12 protein-coding genes and 1 tRNA gene are annotated in these 14,949 nt (G+C 59.7%); 7 read left to right on the top strand and 6 right to left on the bottom strand.

Translation table 11 applies throughout. The annotated features are described in order from the left end of the window. Window positions 1-20 precede the first annotated feature (20 nt). A complete protein-coding gene (locus ACK6BI_RS27035; RefSeq protein ID WP_409319514.1) occupies window positions 21-293 on the bottom strand; it encodes a hypothetical protein in 273 nt (90 codons plus the stop codon). Between the two features lie 64 nt (window positions 294-357). Then, complete coding sequence (locus ACK6BI_RS27030; protein WP_409319513.1) at window positions 358-1,128, bottom strand: helix-turn-helix domain-containing protein; 771 nt, start codon at window positions 1,126-1,128, stop codon at window positions 358-360. Between the two features lie 234 nt (window positions 1,129-1,362). Between ACK6BI_RS27030 and ACK6BI_RS27025 the strand changes: the two genes are divergently transcribed. From ACK6BI_RS27025 to ACK6BI_RS27005, 5 genes are all read left to right on the top strand, one after another. Then, window positions 1,363-2,994 carry an APC family permease gene (locus ACK6BI_RS27025; protein WP_409319512.1) on the top strand — a complete coding sequence of 544 codons (1,632 nt, stop codon included), beginning with the start codon at window positions 1,363-1,365 and terminating at the stop codon, window positions 2,992-2,994. 22 nt (window positions 2,995-3,016) lie between these two features. Further along, window positions 3,017-3,943, top strand: a complete 927-nt coding sequence (locus ACK6BI_RS27020) for a 4-hydroxyproline epimerase (RefSeq protein ID WP_409319511.1) — start codon at window positions 3,017-3,019, stop codon at window positions 3,941-3,943. Between the two features lie 54 nt (window positions 3,944-3,997). Next, window positions 3,998-4,945, top strand: a complete 948-nt coding sequence (locus ACK6BI_RS27015) for a dihydrodipicolinate synthase family protein (protein ID WP_409319510.1) — start codon at window positions 3,998-4,000, stop codon at window positions 4,943-4,945. A gap of 66 nt (window positions 4,946-5,011) precedes the next feature. Further along, window positions 5,012-6,589, top strand: a complete 1,578-nt coding sequence (locus ACK6BI_RS27010) for an aldehyde dehydrogenase (NADP(+)) (RefSeq protein WP_409319509.1) — start codon at window positions 5,012-5,014, stop codon at window positions 6,587-6,589. 4 nt (window positions 6,590-6,593) lie between these two features. Beyond that, window positions 6,594-7,856, top strand: a complete 1,263-nt coding sequence (locus tag ACK6BI_RS27005; RefSeq protein WP_409319508.1) for an NAD(P)/FAD-dependent oxidoreductase — start codon at window positions 6,594-6,596, stop codon at window positions 7,854-7,856. A 61-nt stretch (window positions 7,857-7,917) separates the two neighbouring features. On the opposite strand, the gene ACK6BI_RS27000 is transcribed toward ACK6BI_RS27005, so the two are convergent. The 3 genes from ACK6BI_RS27000 to ACK6BI_RS26990 form a co-directional block, all read right to left on the bottom strand. Then, on the bottom strand, window positions 7,918-10,194 hold the full coding sequence (locus ACK6BI_RS27000; RefSeq protein WP_409319507.1) for a hypothetical protein: 2,277 nt from the start codon (window positions 10,192-10,194) through the stop codon (window positions 7,918-7,920). A gap of 24 nt (window positions 10,195-10,218) precedes the next feature. Continuing rightward, window positions 10,219-10,293, bottom strand: a tRNA-Arg gene (locus ACK6BI_RS26995). A gap of 91 nt (window positions 10,294-10,384) precedes the next feature. Further along, on the bottom strand, window positions 10,385-11,278 hold the full coding sequence (locus ACK6BI_RS26990) for a LysR family transcriptional regulator (protein ID WP_409319506.1): 894 nt from the start codon (window positions 11,276-11,278) through the stop codon (window positions 10,385-10,387). Between the two features lie 126 nt (window positions 11,279-11,404). On the opposite strand from ACK6BI_RS26990, the gene ACK6BI_RS26985 reads away from it, so the two are divergent. Then, window positions 11,405-12,394: a zinc-dependent alcohol dehydrogenase family protein gene (locus ACK6BI_RS26985; RefSeq protein ID WP_409319505.1), complete on the top strand. Its 990-nt coding sequence runs from the start codon at window positions 11,405-11,407 to the stop codon at window positions 12,392-12,394. A 75-nt stretch (window positions 12,395-12,469) separates the two neighbouring features. Here the strand turns inward: ACK6BI_RS26985 and ycaC are convergent, their stop codons facing one another. Continuing rightward, window positions 12,470-13,102 carry an isochorismate family cysteine hydrolase YcaC gene (ycaC, locus tag ACK6BI_RS26980; RefSeq protein ID WP_169429988.1) on the bottom strand — a complete coding sequence of 211 codons (633 nt, stop codon included), beginning with the start codon at window positions 13,100-13,102 and terminating at the stop codon, window positions 12,470-12,472. Between the two features lie 214 nt (window positions 13,103-13,316). Between ycaC and ACK6BI_RS26975 the strand changes: the two genes are divergently transcribed. Next, on the top strand, window positions 13,317-14,879 hold the full coding sequence (locus ACK6BI_RS26975) for a diguanylate cyclase (protein ID WP_409319504.1): 1,563 nt from the start codon (window positions 13,317-13,319) through the stop codon (window positions 14,877-14,879). The last annotated feature ends 70 nt before the right edge of the window (window positions 14,880-14,949 follow it).

Here is a 14,949-nt window from a genome sequence, read left to right as displayed (position 1 = left end):
TGGGCGGCTATACCGCCCTGTTAATTTTTGCACTTGGCCAACACCACCTGACAAGTACCGGGCGTTCCGCCGGAGCGGCCGGCGTAGCGCATGCAGTTATCCATGGATTTTTTCTGTGCCTGGCCCAGGGTCTGTCCCCAGGCCAGGCCACCCTCGCCCATCGTCGGCACCGCTTTGGCATAGCAGCGATCACCCACGGTCGCGTATCGAGCCTTGCTGGAGCAGGCCGTCGTCAACGTCAGCATGATCGCACAAAGAAAATACGCGCAATGGCGTATCCGTATCCGGTTCATCTCGTTTTACCTGCGCAACCTGGGACTGACGGGCTCAGTTTATCCGCAATGACCCGAGAACCGTTCATTGCTCCGTCGCCTGCCGGTACTGACGCGGTGTGAATCCGGTCGAGGCCTTGAATTGGCGTGTGAAGGCGCTGTGGTCGGTATAGCCACACTGCAGGGCGACTTCGGTGATCGGAAGGTCGGTGTGCAGCAAGCGATGGGCGTGCTCCAGCCGCACTTTCTGGATCATCTGCCGAGGCGTCAGGTGGAACACGCGCTTGCAGTAACGCTCCAGTTGCGCCACCGAAATGCCGGCGATCCGGGTCAGTTCGCCCAGCGTCACCCGACGATTGAAATGCGCGCGGATGTACTCGTCGACGTCGGCCAGCCGCTCGAAGGCCGGATGGGTTTCACTGGCCGATTGCAGGTCCACCGAAATGCCCGCCAGGCCGATGATCGCGCCATCGCGGTTGTACAGCGGTCGTTTATGGGTCAGGCACCAGCCCGGTTCGCGGCTGCCGTACAGGTGCAGTTCCAGTTGATCCTCCAGCACCCACCCTTCTTCCAGCACCCGCCGATCCTGTTCGGTGTAGCCCGGTCCGAGTTGCGCCGGGAATACTTGCGCACTGGTTTTGCCGAGCAACGGTTTCAGGTCTTTCAACCCACAGCGCTGCACCAGTGTGCGGTTGGCCAGGACGTAACGCGCTTGCGGATCCTTGATGAAAATCACCGCGTTCGGAATCACGTCCAGCATCGGCAACAGCGCAGCTACGCCCGCCACCAAGGCTTCGAGGGTCTGGGGGCGATTGCGCTCATCGCCCTCGCACAGGATCGCAAATGCGTTCTGCATCGTCGGTTATTCCTTCGCGGTTGGGTCGGCCAACGGCCCGCCATACGGCGTTCGCGTGCAGAGTGCAGCAACGCCCCCGGCCTGTCGAGGCCAGTCGTCTCTCATTGCAATTGTGCCGATTTCGTCATCCAGGCTTGCGCAAAGCATCAATCACGCAGCAGCCGATGAGTTCAATCTTGGCCCGTCCAAGAGACATACACCTGCCTATCCAATAACTCACAAGAAGGCGACGCCATGTCAGGCCAAGGCAAGTTCAAAAAACAGCTTTCATTGATCGACCTCACGTTTATCGGACTCGGAGCGATCTTCGGTTCGGGGTGGCTGTTCGCGGCCAGCCACGTTTCTGCGATCGCCGGGCCGGCGGGGATATTTTCCTGGCTGCTGGGCGGTTTCGCCGTGTTGCTGCTGGGCATCGTCTACTGCGAACTGGGCGCAGCCCTGCCCCGGGCCGGCGGTGTGGTTCGCTACCCGGTTTACAGTCACGGGCCGCTGCTGGGTTATCTGATGGGCTTCATCACGCTGATCGCGTTTTCCAGTCTGGTGGCGATCGAGGTGGTTGCTTCGCGCCAATATGCGGCGGCGTGGTTTCCCGGCCTGACCCAGCCCGGCAGCGGCGATCCGACGGTGTTGGGCTGGCTGGTGCAGTTCGCTCTTCTGTGTGTGTTCTTCCTGCTCAACTATCGCAGCGTGAAAACCTTTGCCAAGGCCAACAATCTGGTGAGTGTGTTCAAGTTCATCGTGCCGCTGCTGGTGATCGGTGTGCTGTTCACCTTCTTCAAACCGCAGAACTTCCAGGTTCAGGGCTTCGCCCCCTTCGGGCTCTCGGGGATCGAGATGGCGGTTTCCGCCGGTGGTGTGATTTTCGCCTACCTCGGCCTGACCCCGATCATCTCGGTGGCCAGCGAAGTGAAAAATCCCCAGCGCACGATTCCGATTGCACTGATTCTGTCGGTGCTGCTGTCCACCGCGATCTATGTGTTGCTGCAAACGGCATTCCTCGGCGGCATCCCGACTGAACTGCTCGCCAATGGCTGGGCCGGGGTTTCCAAGGAGTTCGCTCTGCCCTATCGCGACATCGCCCTGGCGCTCGGCGTGGGCTGGCTGGCCTATCTGGTGGTGGCGGACGCGGTGATCTCACCCAGCGGCTGCGGCAACATCTACATGAACGCCACACCACGAGTGATCTATGGCTGGGCGCAGACCGGCACCTTCTTCAAGGTTTTCACCCGCATCGATGAAAAGTCCGGCATCCCGCGCCCGGCGCTGTGGCTGACCTTCGCCCTGTCGGTGTTCTGGACCCTGCCGTTCCCGTCCTGGGAAGCGCTGATCAACGTGGTGTCCGCCGCCCTGGTGCTGAGCTATGCGGTGGCGCCGGTGACCGTCGCGGCGCTGCGTCGCAATGCGCCTGACATGCCGCGCCCGTTCCGGGTCAAGCGGATGGGTTTGCTGGGGCCGGTGTCGTTCATCATCGCCGCGCTGATCGTCTACTGGTCGGGCTGGAACACCGTCTCCTGGCTGCTCGGCCTGCAAATCCTGATGTTTGTCGTGTACCTGCTGTGCGGTCGTTTTGTACCGACCCGTCATCTGAGCCTTGCCCATCAAGTGCGTTCATCTGCGTGGCTGATCGCCTTCTACGCGGTGACCATCGTGCTGTCGAAACTCGGCACTTTCGGTGGCCTCGGCATCCTCGCTCACCCTTTCGACACGCTGGTCGTCGCTGCTTTCGCCACCGGCATTTACTACTGGGGTGCCGCCACGGGTGTACCGGCGCACCTTCTGCGTCTGGAGTCCGAAGAGGACGAGAGCGAAGTCGCTTCGACATCCCCGTCCTCCGCTGCCACCCCGCGCGCTGCCGGCGCTTATTGAATTCACCTGAAGGGACACGAACATGAAACGCGTACACATCATTGACTCCCACACCGGCGGTGAACCCACGCGTCTGGTGATGAAAGGGTTCCCCGATCTGCCCGGCAATACCATGGCCGAAAAGCGCGATGCCCTGCGCAACCGGCACGACCGCTGGCGCCGGGCCTGTCTGCTGGAGCCGCGCGGCAATGACGTGCTGGTGGGCGCGTTGTATTGCGAACCGGTGTCGCCGGACGCCACCTGCGGCGTGATTTTCTTCAACAACGCCGGTTACCTGGGCATGTGCGGCCACGGCACCATCGGCCTGATCGCCTCCTTGCGGCATCTGGGGCTGATCGCCCCGGGCGTGCACAAGATCGACACACCGGTCGGCCCGGTCAGCGCCACGTTGCATGAGGACGGCGCTGTGACCCTGGGCAACGTGCCGGCTTATCGATTCCGTAAACAGGTGGCAGTCGAAGTGCCCGGATACGGCCAGTTCCTCGGCGATATCGCCTATGGCGGCAACTGGTTTTTCCTGGTGTCGGAGCACGGTCAGACGCTGACGATGGACAACGTCGAAACCCTGACCGACTTCACCTGGAAAATGCTCAAGGCCCTCGAGGACCAAGGTATCCATGGCGAGCACGGCGCACTCATCGACCACGTCGAGCTGTTCGCCGATGACGACCAGGCCGACAGCCGCAACTTCGTCATGTGTCCCGGCAAAGCCTACGACCGCTCGCCGTGCGGCACCGGCACCAGCGCCAAACTCGCCTGCCTGGCCGCCGACGAAAAACTCAAGCCCGGCGAACGCTGGGTGCAAGCGAGCATTACCGGCAGCCAGTTCGAAGGTCGCTTCGAACGCGAAGGTGAACGTGTGCGGCCCTTCATCACCGGCCGCGCCTACATGACCGCCGACAGCACATTGCTGATCGACGAAGACGATCCGTTCGCGTGGGGCATCTGAGCCGCTACGCCGCTTTTCAACCCGATACGAATCACCGTTCCAAGGAGAACAACAATGAGCGACAACATCTTCACCGGCTGCATGCCCGCCCTGATGACCCCGTGCACCGCCGCACGCAAACCGGACTTCGACGCCCTGGTGACCAAGGGGCGCGAGCTGATCGACATCGGCATGAGCGCCGTGGTGTATTGCGGCTCCATGGGCGACTGGCCGTTGCTGACCGAAGCCGAGCGCCAGGAAGGTGTGGCGCGTCTGGTGGCCGCTGGCATCCCGACTATCGTCGGCACGGGCGCCATCAACACCCGTGAAGCAGTGTCTCACGCCGCCCATGCGGCCAAAGTCGGCGCTCAGGGGCTGATGGTGATTCCTCGTGTGCTGTCCCGTGGCGCTTCGCTCGCCGCACAGAAGGCCCACTTCGCCGCGATCCTGCAAGCCGCGCCGAACCTGCCGGCAGTGATCTACAACAGCCCTTACTACGGCTTCGCCACCCGCGCCGACCTGTTCTTCGAACTGCGTCGCGAGTACCCGAACCTGATCGGCTTCAAGGAATTCGGCGGTGCCGCCGACCTGCGCTACGCCGCGGAAAACATTACGTCCAAAGACGATGATGTGACGCTGATGGTCGGTGTCGACACCCAGGTCGTGCACGGCTTCGTCAACTGCAACGCTACCGGCGCGATCACCGGTATCGGCAACGCCCTGCCCCGTGAGGTGCTGCAACTGGTGGCCCTGAGCAAGCAGGCGGCGAAGGGGGATGCCAAGGCCCGGCGTCAGGCGCGGGAACTGGAATCGGCGCTGGCGGTGTTGTCCTCCTTCGACGAAGGCACGGATCTGGTGCTGTATTACAAACACTTGATGGTGCTCAACGGCGACAAGGAATACACCCTGCATTTCAACGAAACCGATGCCCTCAGCGATTCCCAGCGACGCTACGCGGAAAACCAGTACGCGCTGTTCCGTCACTGGTACGAAAACTGGTCGGCGGAACAGAACTTCGCCTGACCCGCCGCCTCGTTTCAGCCCGCCGTGCACTTCGGCGGCGGGTCTCCTTTTTTTCAGGAAGATGCCATGTCTCTCACGGGCAAACTGCTGATCGGTCAGCAAACCTTCTCGGGCAATCGCGAAGCCATACAGGGGCTCAACCCGGCCACCGATACTCCACTGGAACCCGCTTATGCCGGCGGCTCCGCGGAACATGTCGAACAGGCCTGCGCACTGGCCCGGGCCGCATTCGACGGCTATCGGGAAACGTCGCTGGAAAGCCGCGCCGAATTCATCGAAACCATCGCCAACGAGATCGAAGCCCTGGGCGATGAGTTGATCGACCGCGCCATGGCCGAAACCGGCCTGCCACGCCCTCGCCTGTTGGGCGAACGCGGGCGCACCTGCCAGCAACTGCGCCTTTTCGCTCGCACCGTAAGGACCGGCGAATGGCTGGGTGTGCGAATCGACAGTGCACAACCACAGCGCCAGCCCATGCCGCGTTCGGATCTGCGCCAGCGCCAGATTGCCTTGGGTCCGGTGGCGGTGTTCGGCGCGAGCAATTTTCCACTGGCGTTTTCCGTCGCCGGCGGCGATACCGCCTCGGCGCTGGCCGCCGGTTGCCCGGTCATCGTCAAGGCCCATGGCGCACACCCCGGCACCAGCGAACTGGTCGGTCGCGCTGTGGTTCGGGCCGTCAAGGCGTGCGGTCTGCCAGAGGGCGTATTCTCGTTGCTGTACGGTTCCGGACATGAGGTCGGCATTGCGCTGGTCAGCGATCCACGCGTCAAAGCCGTCGGTTTCACTGGCTCGCGCAACGGCGGACTCGCATTGATCAAAGCGGCCCAGGCTCGCCCCGAACCGATTCCGGTGTATGCGGAAATGAGTTCGATCAACCCGGTGTTACTGTTTCCTGCTGCGCTGCGCCATCGCCCGCAAGCGCTGGCCGAAGGTTTTGTCGCTTCGCTCACGCTGGGTGCCGGCCAGTTCTGCACCAATCCCGGACTGGTGATTGCACTCAAGGGATCGGCACTGGATACCTTCGTCACCGCTGCGACCGGACTGGTCCGGCACAGCCCGGCCCAGACCATGCTCACGCCCGGCATTTTCGAGGCCTATGAATCCAGCGTGAATGCACTGGCGGAAAATCCACGCGCACGTCTTGCAGCCGTCGGTCAGGAAGCTGCCGGTCCGAATCAGGGGCAGGCACATGTTTTCGTCACCGACGCGGCGGACTTTCTCGCCGATCACACGCTGCAAGCCGAAACCTTTGGTGCGACGTCCCTGGTCGTGCAATGCGCCGAACACGATGAAGTCCGTCAGGTGCTGGAACATCTGGAAGGTCAACTGACAGCCACGCTGCATCTGGATGACGAGGATCTGGATCAGGCCCGCGCACTGCTGCCGACGCTGGAACGCAAGGCCGGACGCTTGCTGGTCAATGGCTGGCCAACCGGTGTGGAGGTCTGTGATGCGATGGTACATGGCGGGCCTTTCCCGGCGACTTCCGATGGGCGTACAACATCGGTCGGCACGGCTGCGATCCAGCGTTTCCTGCGCCCGGTCTGTTATCAGGACTTCCCCGACGTGTTGCTGCCAGCCGCCCTCAAACAATCCAATCCTCTGTCACTGCGACGCCTGCTCGATGGCCAAAGGGAAGCCTGAAACCATGCCGAACATCACCCATGACATCGCCGTGGTCGGCGCCGGCATCATCGGCGTTGCCTGTGCATGGCGGCTGGCGCAGCAAGGATTGCGGGTCATCGTGGTCGACCCGCAGGAACCCGGCCACGGTGCGTCGTTCGGCAATGCCGGCCACCTGGCGACCGAGCAGGTGTTTCCAATTGCCGACCTGTCGATTCTCAAGCGCTTGCCGGCCATGCTCATGGACCCGATGGGGCCACTGCGCCTGGACTGGAAATACCTGCCCGGCGCCGTGCCCTGGTTCACTCGGCTGTTGTTGAATCTGCGGCCGGCGCCGTTCCAACGCACAGTAGCGGGCTTGCGTGCGCTCAATGAACACTCGCTCGACGCCTGGCACCGGTTGCTCAATGACATCCAACGTCCCGAGTTGCTGAAAGTGGAAGGCTCGTTACTGGTCTTTGAACGGCCTGATTCGCGACCGGCCATCGAGGCGTTGCAGGCACGTTTGCGTCAGCAGCAAGTCCCGGTGGATGTCTGGTCGGCCACTGCAGTGCGTGACCGCGCACCGCAACTGAGCGAACACCTTCAGGGCGGTCTGTTTTTTCCGGACACCGGACACTTCATCGATCCGTACCGGGTGGTGTGCGAGCTGATGAACGCCGCAAAGGCCTGCGGCGTGCAGTTTGTAAAACAACGGGTCGACGGCGGACAAGTGCAGGAGCATGGCGTCAACCTGCTGACCGCTGACGGCACACTGTCGACTCGTCAGGTGTTGATCGCCTGCGGCGCCCACTCGGCAACACTCACGGCGGCACTGACCGGCAAAAAAGTACCGCTCGATACCGAGCGCGGCTATCACCTGATGCTGCCTCACGAACATGACCGACTGCCCTTTCCCGTCACTTCGCTGGAGCGCAAGTTCATCATGACGCCGATGTCCGAGGGATTGCGCCTGGCAGGAACGGTCGAGTTCGCCGGGCTCGATGCCCCACCGACCATGGCGCGGGCCTGGCAGTTGCATCGTCTGAGCAAGGGACTGTTCCGTGAGGAACTGAATTGCGAAGCCGCCACACCGTGGATGGGATTCCGTCCGTCGCTGCCGGATTCGTTGCCGGTGATTGACCGGGTGTGTGATGGAAAAGTGTTGCTTGCCTTCGGGCACCAACATCTGGGGCTGACGCAGGCGGCGGTGACAGCGGAGATGGTTGGGGGGATGGTTTCGACAGTGGCGATGACACGCACTCATGCTCTACCAAGCAAAGCCCCTTACAGGTTGAGCCGATTCTGAAAATGCAGAAAGCCTGCTCACAAGGGCAGGCCTTTCTTTTCTCAGCAGACATTTCAGATGTTCAGGGCGGCATCAGCCAATGCCGTTCAGTGGTCCACCCGAGAAAAACCTTGCCCTTCTCACGCTTTTGGCAATCCATGGTCAAGGTGCGACCGGACGCTGCTAGACGGAGTCCGATCATGGCCGGAGTAAACCTTTCACGAAATGCATCGGATTGAGCGGCAAAGTGCACTTCAATGTTTCCAAGCACACTATCCAACCGAGACGGCTCCAGCATCGACAGATAAAAAACCATCTGGCGCCACGCGTACGCTGTGTTTTTCAACATCACCAAGCGTGCATGGTATAGCTTGATCTGCATCTGCTGGCGCCTGCATATCCATTTGAAACACGACTCGGCCATTGAGCTCAATCGATCATGCAACAGCTGTTTCAGACCCAAATCATCAAACAGGATTGCCAGGTTTTGCGTGGTCAGAATCTGTTGCTGCTCGATGATCGTGCCGTTGCTCGCTGGACTCCATCTACCGATATCGGCATTCGCCCGCCGCGCGCACAAATCGGCCAGCACACCGCTGTTGCTTCGAGTTTTCCGCTGTTTGGAAAGTGCAGCCAACTGCTCCATATCGATATCGTAATAGCGTGCATAAAGAGACCCGGCAATCAACCGGACTGAACGCTTGGCAGCCTCCATATACTTTCCGGCAAAAGCGCCCATGAAAATGTCAGCCGCGATCTCTTCTACGAAGGGAAGATCCAGCTTGGCCGACTCAGCAAGTGAAGAAAACTCCTGAAGCAGCTTGTTTGGCAGAATGGCCTGAGGAAACGCAGCAAGGGTCAATGCAGCCGCTTCGACCAAAGCCTGTCTGGCACCTTCAACCGCAAGAACATCGGCCTCGTACTCACTCGCCAGAGCCTTAACCCAAGGCAAATCATCGATTTTCAACTGACGCTGCATGTTCAACAGTAATAAAGAGCGTCGACGCCTGAAAGCACGATAGGTAGCGGCAGATAACGCCCGTAACGCCACGTCTCGATATCCAGCGCTACAGATTTGCGCCGTCATCGCCGGCAACACTTTTGCTACTGTATCTGCGGATGTAATGACGCCATGGTCAATCAATTCAGCGACCGTTCCCTTGCGACAACGTTCGAGACGTCGGCGCACCGAGGGAGGGATTGTCTCACCCGCATTCAATGAGTGAGCCTTCGCCTCTTCGTTGGTGATGGGCTCCAGTAACGGCGCGAAATCAGGGATGCCTTCCGAGACCGGATATCTCGCCAGACGCGCGGAAGCAGCCCTGGCAATCAGATAGTGTGCCGAGGCGGATACGTGATGACGCTGTTGTGCGCGCTTGCTGAAATGTTCTTCGGACTCGGGATGTCCATGCTTGCCTACAAAGTCACCGACAATTCTGCGAATACGCCCAACCTGGCGCCCCGTAAGCGATGCAGGATCAATGGCGCATTGCTTGAGCAATGCCAGCAACTCCGCCACCCGATCACTGTAGTTACCTGCGCGGCGGGGATCAGCCTCAGTGGCGATATCAAATTCTTTACCAAGCACCGAAGCGCGCTCGAACCAGCCTTCAGGGTAATACCTGCAAGGCCAACCATCGTTGTACGTCAGAAGGAAAAGCGAGACAGCTGCGTCGTAGAGAGGCAACCTGCGTTCAACTACATGCTTTTGAACAGTAAGACGAGACTGGGGAGAGAGGACGGACAGGCGCAGGCTGATTTGACCAGCATTGAAAACTTCAACTTCAGCCATCGAGAGCGGGCGCCCGTTGGCTGCCGCGGGAAAGAAACGCACTCGTTCGAAGAAAGGCACGATCTGCTCGATCAACTTCCTGGCTTCTTCGACTCGTTGTTGCCCCAGAAACCAAGCCACTGTCAGCAACGCAGCCTCTTCCGGTACATCGATCCGATAGTTTTCCTTCGTCAGTCGCTCTTGCAACGTTCTGACGCCTTCGTCTGAAAGATGCCACCTGTTCAAATCGAGTCGTTCATAACCCACTCGAATGCCGGGGATCGATGACGCCAACTGACGCTCATGAACGGTCAACTCGCCACCGGCCAGAAGATTGCCCGTTGCAAAGCCGCCAGTGGCCACTTCCAGCGTGATCCATTCTGGCAGGTCGGCAAACGGCGTCCGCGAACCATAGAGTGCACGGCCATGCGTCAGGTTTTCGAGAACCTTTTGCCAGCGTTCGATCCGGGCAAGTGCATTCGGACTGGCGTCGTTGTCAAGCGCAGTGAGCGCGCGAGACAGTTGAAAGTGCGCATAACCGGCGTTTATTCCGCCGAGCGCATCCGATTCACCCTCAAGCCTGGACATACTTCCTTGTGACCTACTATGTAGTGGGTCCGGGGGCTGGATTCGAACCAGCGCCCACCCGGTTAGGAGCCGAGTGTTCTACCGCTGAACTACCCCGGAACAGAGCGCGCATTGTCGATGAGTAGCGAAAGTATGTGAAGCCCGGACTCAGGGATTTTGTTGCGACAAGTCTCTGATCGTTAAGCATTCATCAATGCAGCTCTTGTCCAAACGCTATGCGCACAAAATCAATAAAACTCCTCAATTTCGGAGTCAGCCTCGGATCCGGCGCATACAACAGGTTCATCGGTGAAACCGGCACCCTGTACTGCGGTAGCAGACTCACCAGTGTGCCGCTCCTCAGCGAGTCCTTGACCAGTTCCAGCGGCAGCATCACCACCCCAAGCCCTGCCACTGCTCCGGACAGCAACGGGTCACCCTGATTAATCGTCAATCGGCTTTTAATCGGCACGTCGATGCAACCTTCCGGGCCTTCGAATCGCAGATGTGAGCGGCCGTCCGAATAGGCAAACGCCAGGCATTCATGTTCCTGAAGATCCCAGGGCGTGGTGATGGGTGGGCGACGTGCGAGGTAGGACGGCGCCGCGCACAGCATCATTTTATAGGGCATCAGCGGCAATGCCTTGAGGCCGCTGTCTGCGAGCTCGCCGATGCGGAACACCACGTCGTATCCTCCGTCCACCAGATCGACCAGTTCGTTCGACAGCGTCAGATCCACCGAAACCTGCGGATAGCGAACCATGTACTCCAGCAGCTTGGGCGACAGTGTACTGACACCGAACGTGACGGGCGCATTGATCCGCAACCGGCCGCTGGGCACGCCGCGGGTCACGGCGGCCATTTCTTCGGCAGCGTCCATGTCGGCCAGAATCATCTTCGCCCGCTGATAGAACGTACGGCCAAAATCCGTAAGGCTTTGCTTGCGGGTGGTGCGATTGAGCAGCGAAACACCCAGGTGCTGCTCCAGCATCTTCACCTGTTTGCCGACCATTTGCGGGGACAGATTAAGCTCATCTGCCACCGCGCTGAAGGAACCCAGCTCCACCGCTTTGACGAACGTGGACATGAGTGTGAGTCGATCCATTGGAAACTCGTTGTTTCTAGTGTTGCGCCATCGTAGGCCTTTATCGGCGGCGGGCCAAAGCCTAAATTGGCGTCCATGGCACCGATTACGCTGGTGCAATTTCATCGATAACCGAGGAAGTAACCCATGGCACGCATTGTCAGGATTCATGAATACGGTGACGCGAGCGTCCTGAAACTGGAAAACGTTGATGTCCCGCCACCTTCGGCGGACGAGGTGCAGATCGAGGTCAAAGCCTTCGGCCTGAATCGCGCTGAAGTGATGTTTCGCAATCACGCTTATCTACAGGAAGCGGAGTTCCCGAGTCGCCTCGGTTACGAAGCGGCCGGAGTCGTAGTCGCGGTGGGTGCCCGTGTCAGCGAGTTCAAGGTCGGTGATGCGGTCAGCGTCATTCCACCGCTGGACATCGCACGCTGGGGCACCTACGGCGAACTGGCCAACGTACCCGCCAGCCTGACCGTCAAGCATCCCAGGAACCTGTCCTTCGAACAGGCCGCCGCATCCTGGATGCAATACGTCACCGCCTGGGGAGCGCTGGTCGAACAAGCGAAACTTCAGAAAAACGACTTCGTGATCGTGACTGCCGCCTCCAGCAGCGTCGGACTCGCAGCCTTCCAGATTGCCCGGATGGTCGGCGCCACCTCGATTGCCGTGACCCGCACCCGTGCCAAGAAGCAGGCATTGCTGGACGCCGGCGCAGCGCACGTGATCGTCAGCGATGAAGAAGACATGGTGGCAGCGGTCATGGCGTTGACCGACGGCAAGGGCGCACGCGTGGTATTCGATCCGGTGGGCGGCCCCTCGTTCGAGCCGCTGACCCAGAGCATGGCTCGCGGGGGCATCCTGCTGGAGTACGGCGCCTTGAGCCCGGAACCCACACCGTTCCCGTTGTTTACCGTGTTGGGTAAATGCCTGACGCTGAAGGGTTACCTCTACTCGGAAATCGTTTCAGACCCGGCCGTGCTGACACGCGCAAAAGCCTTTATTGTCGACGGTCTGGCTTCGGGTGCTCTGCAACCGGTCATTGCCAAAACCTTCACCCTGGATGACATTCAGCAGGCGCATCGCTTCCTTGAAGCCAATCAGCAAGTCGGAAAGGTTGTCGTCATCGTCTGAGGTAAACACCCGCCTGCGTGCCGGCCGCAAACGAAAAAAGCCTGCTTTTCAGCAGGCTTTTGTCTTGGCATGACCTTATTTCTGTTGGGCCGTCAGCGCCGCATAGCCATTCATCAGGTTGCGGTAGTTGGGGATCCGCTGGGACAGCAGATTGCCCAGTCCCTCGATGTCGTTGCGCCAGTCGCGGTGCAGCTCACAGGCTACCGAGAACCAGTTCATCATTTGTGCGCCGGCCTGGGTCATGCGGTTCCACGCCGCTTGTTGCACCGTGGTGTTGAAGGTGCCGGAGGCATCGGTCACCACGAATACGTCAAACCCCTCCGCCAGTGCCGACAGCGTCGGGAACGCCACGCAGACATCGGTCACCACACCGGCAATGATGATCTGCTTGCGACCGGTGGCCTTGATTGCCTTGACGAAATCTTCGTTATCCCACGCATTGATCTGGCCTGGACGAGCGATGTAAGGCGCATCCGGGAACATTTCCTTTAGCTCCGGTACCAGCGGGCCGTTCGGACCTTGCTCGAAACTGGTGGTGAGGATTGTTGGCAACTCGAAAAACTTCGCCAGGTCGGCCAGAGCCAGCACGTTGTTCTTGAACTCGTTCGGCGAAAAGTCCTGAACCAGAGAAATCAGGCCGGTCTGGTGGTCGACCAGCAGAACTACGGCGTCGTCTTTGTTCAGGCGGTTGTAGGTAGCAGTGCTCATATTGAATCCCTTTTTGAGTTGTACAAGTTCGGTTGCGTTCAAGTTGGGCACAGATTAATAGCTGGACTGAACGTGATAAATCGTCTGAAAAAGGTTTCACCGTCAACTAAAAGGAGACAATGAAACCAGATCATGGTGCTGCGCCAAACTTGCTGCCGATCCTTGTCATAATGTTTGCCAGCACTACGTTCAAACGACATTCAAGGAAGAGCTGATGCTCGGACGCAATTCCCAGGAGCCAACTGCGAACCACAGGCGGCGCAACACAGCAGTGAAGGCCGGCTCGACCTTTCGGCTGACCGTCAGCTTCATGGTAGTGGTGGTCGTGGCTTTTCTGGCAGTCGAGAGCTGGCGAACCTGGCGGGACTATCGTTCGGTGTTTGCTTCCGCTCGCGACTCCGCCACCAACCTCGCTCGTGCCACGGCCCAGCACGCAGAAGACACCATTCGCCAGGTCGACGTGCTCACCGCCGGGCTTGCAGAGCGCGTCGAGGGGGACGGCCTGCAGAACCTCGATGTAGCACGCATTCACAAGCTACTGGTGCAGCAATCGAAAATCATGCCGCAGTTGCATGGCCTGTTCATCTACGGCCCGGATGGCCACTGGATCGTGACCGACAAGGAGGTCACACCGGAAATGGCCAACAACGCTGACCGCGACTACTTCCAGTACCACCGCACGCATGATGATCGGCAGGTACGCATCGGCCGGGTGGTCGAAAGCCGCTCCACTCATGACTTGATCATTCCGATCTCCCGACGTTTGAACAATCCTGATGGCTCGTTCGCGGGCGTACTGCTGGGGACGGTCAAAGTCAGCTATTTTGTCGACTATTACGGCGACTTCCGCATCGATGACAAAGGCGCGCTGGTGCTGGCCATGCGTGACGGCACGATTCTGGTGCGCCGCCCCTTTATCGCATCGGTGGTTGGCAAAAGTCTGGCAAACAGCGAGATTTTCAAGACCTACCTGCCCAGCTCCAACGAGGGCATTGCCCAGATCCGGGCGGTGGTGGATGACACCGAACGCCTTTATGGCTATCGCGCATTGACGACCTATCCGCTGGTCGTCGAAGCAGGACTGTCCAAGGACTCCATTACTGCCCCGTGGCGCCGGGACTTGTTGAAAAACGGCTTCGTGCTGATTTTTCTGATTCTGGTACTCGCTTGCTTCGGGCTGATCGTCCTGAACCAGTTGCGCCAGCGAATGGCGATGGAGCGGGAAATCCGTTCCGCTCATCAAACCATGCGCGACATGGCGCTGACCGACAGCCTTACTGGTCTCGGTAATAGACGACGCCTCGATACCGCATTGGCGGATGAAATCCGTCTGGCTCGTCGCCAGAACTCACCGTTGTCATTGATCATGCTCGATGTCGACCACTTCAAACGCTACAACGACCGTTATGGTCACGCCGCAGGCGACGATTGCCTCAGCGCCGTCGGAAGAGCCATCCAGCAAGCGATCAAACGTCCGGGGGATCTCGCGGTGCGCTACGGTGGAGAGGAGTTCACCGTGCTTCTGCCCAATACTGATAACGCCGGTGCCATTCAGATCGCCGAGAACATCTTGCAGGCGATCCGGTTGCTGGAACTGGAACATACCGGGCATCCTTTGGGCTACGTCACCGCAAGCGCGGGGATTGCCACCCGCCGTCCCGTTGATGAGTCAGTGACGATGGCCATGTTGTTGAAATCGGCGGATATGTGCCTGTATCAAGCGAAGCGGTTGGGACGCAATCGCTGGTGCTCCACAGATCAGCCGGCAGATAGATAGCAACTGAGCGCATTACGGATGCGCTCCTGACCATCTTAACGGCTGCCCTGCAGTCGCCCTTTTTGCGTAG

It is taken from the genome of Pseudomonas sp. KCJK9016, from assembly GCF_046231795.1.
In the GTDB taxonomy this organism is placed as follows: Bacteria; Pseudomonadota; Gammaproteobacteria; order Pseudomonadales; family Pseudomonadaceae; genus Aquipseudomonas; species Aquipseudomonas bananamidigenes.
Note: the sequence above shows the minus strand (reverse complement) of the source record. Positions and strands in the feature narration are given on the sequence as shown.

Bases quoted from the DNA above. Each gene is read 5' to 3' on its own strand.
- ACK6BI_RS27005 (WP_409319508.1), top strand. From the start codon at position 6,594: ATGCCGAACATCACCCATGACATCGCCGTGGTCGGCGCCGGCATCATC.
- ACK6BI_RS26985 (WP_409319505.1), top strand. From the start codon at position 11,405: ATGGCACGCATTGTCAGGATTCATGAATACGGTGACGCGAGCGTCCTG.
- ACK6BI_RS27000 (WP_409319507.1), bottom strand. From the start codon at position 10,194: ATGTCCAGGCTTGAGGGTGAATCGGATGCGCTCGGCGGAATAAACGCC.
- ACK6BI_RS26975 (WP_409319504.1), top strand. From the start codon at position 13,317: ATGCTCGGACGCAATTCCCAGGAGCCAACTGCGAACCACAGGCGGCGC.
- ACK6BI_RS27025 (WP_409319512.1), top strand. From the start codon at position 1,363: ATGTCAGGCCAAGGCAAGTTCAAAAAACAGCTTTCATTGATCGACCTC.
- ACK6BI_RS27010 (WP_409319509.1), top strand. From the start codon at position 5,012: ATGTCTCTCACGGGCAAACTGCTGATCGGTCAGCAAACCTTCTCGGGC.
- ycaC (WP_169429988.1), bottom strand. From the start codon at position 13,102: ATGAGCACTGCTACCTACAACCGCCTGAACAAAGACGACGCCGTAGTT.
- ACK6BI_RS27015 (WP_409319510.1), top strand. From the start codon at position 3,998: ATGAGCGACAACATCTTCACCGGCTGCATGCCCGCCCTGATGACCCCG.
- ACK6BI_RS27035 (WP_409319514.1), bottom strand. From the start codon at position 293: ATGAACCGGATACGGATACGCCATTGCGCGTATTTTCTTTGTGCGATC.
- ACK6BI_RS26990 (WP_409319506.1), bottom strand. From the start codon at position 11,278: ATGGATCGACTCACACTCATGTCCACGTTCGTCAAAGCGGTGGAGCTG.
- ACK6BI_RS27020 (WP_409319511.1), top strand. From the start codon at position 3,017: ATGAAACGCGTACACATCATTGACTCCCACACCGGCGGTGAACCCACG.
- ACK6BI_RS27030 (WP_409319513.1), bottom strand. From the start codon at position 1,128: ATGCAGAACGCATTTGCGATCCTGTGCGAGGGCGATGAGCGCAATCGC.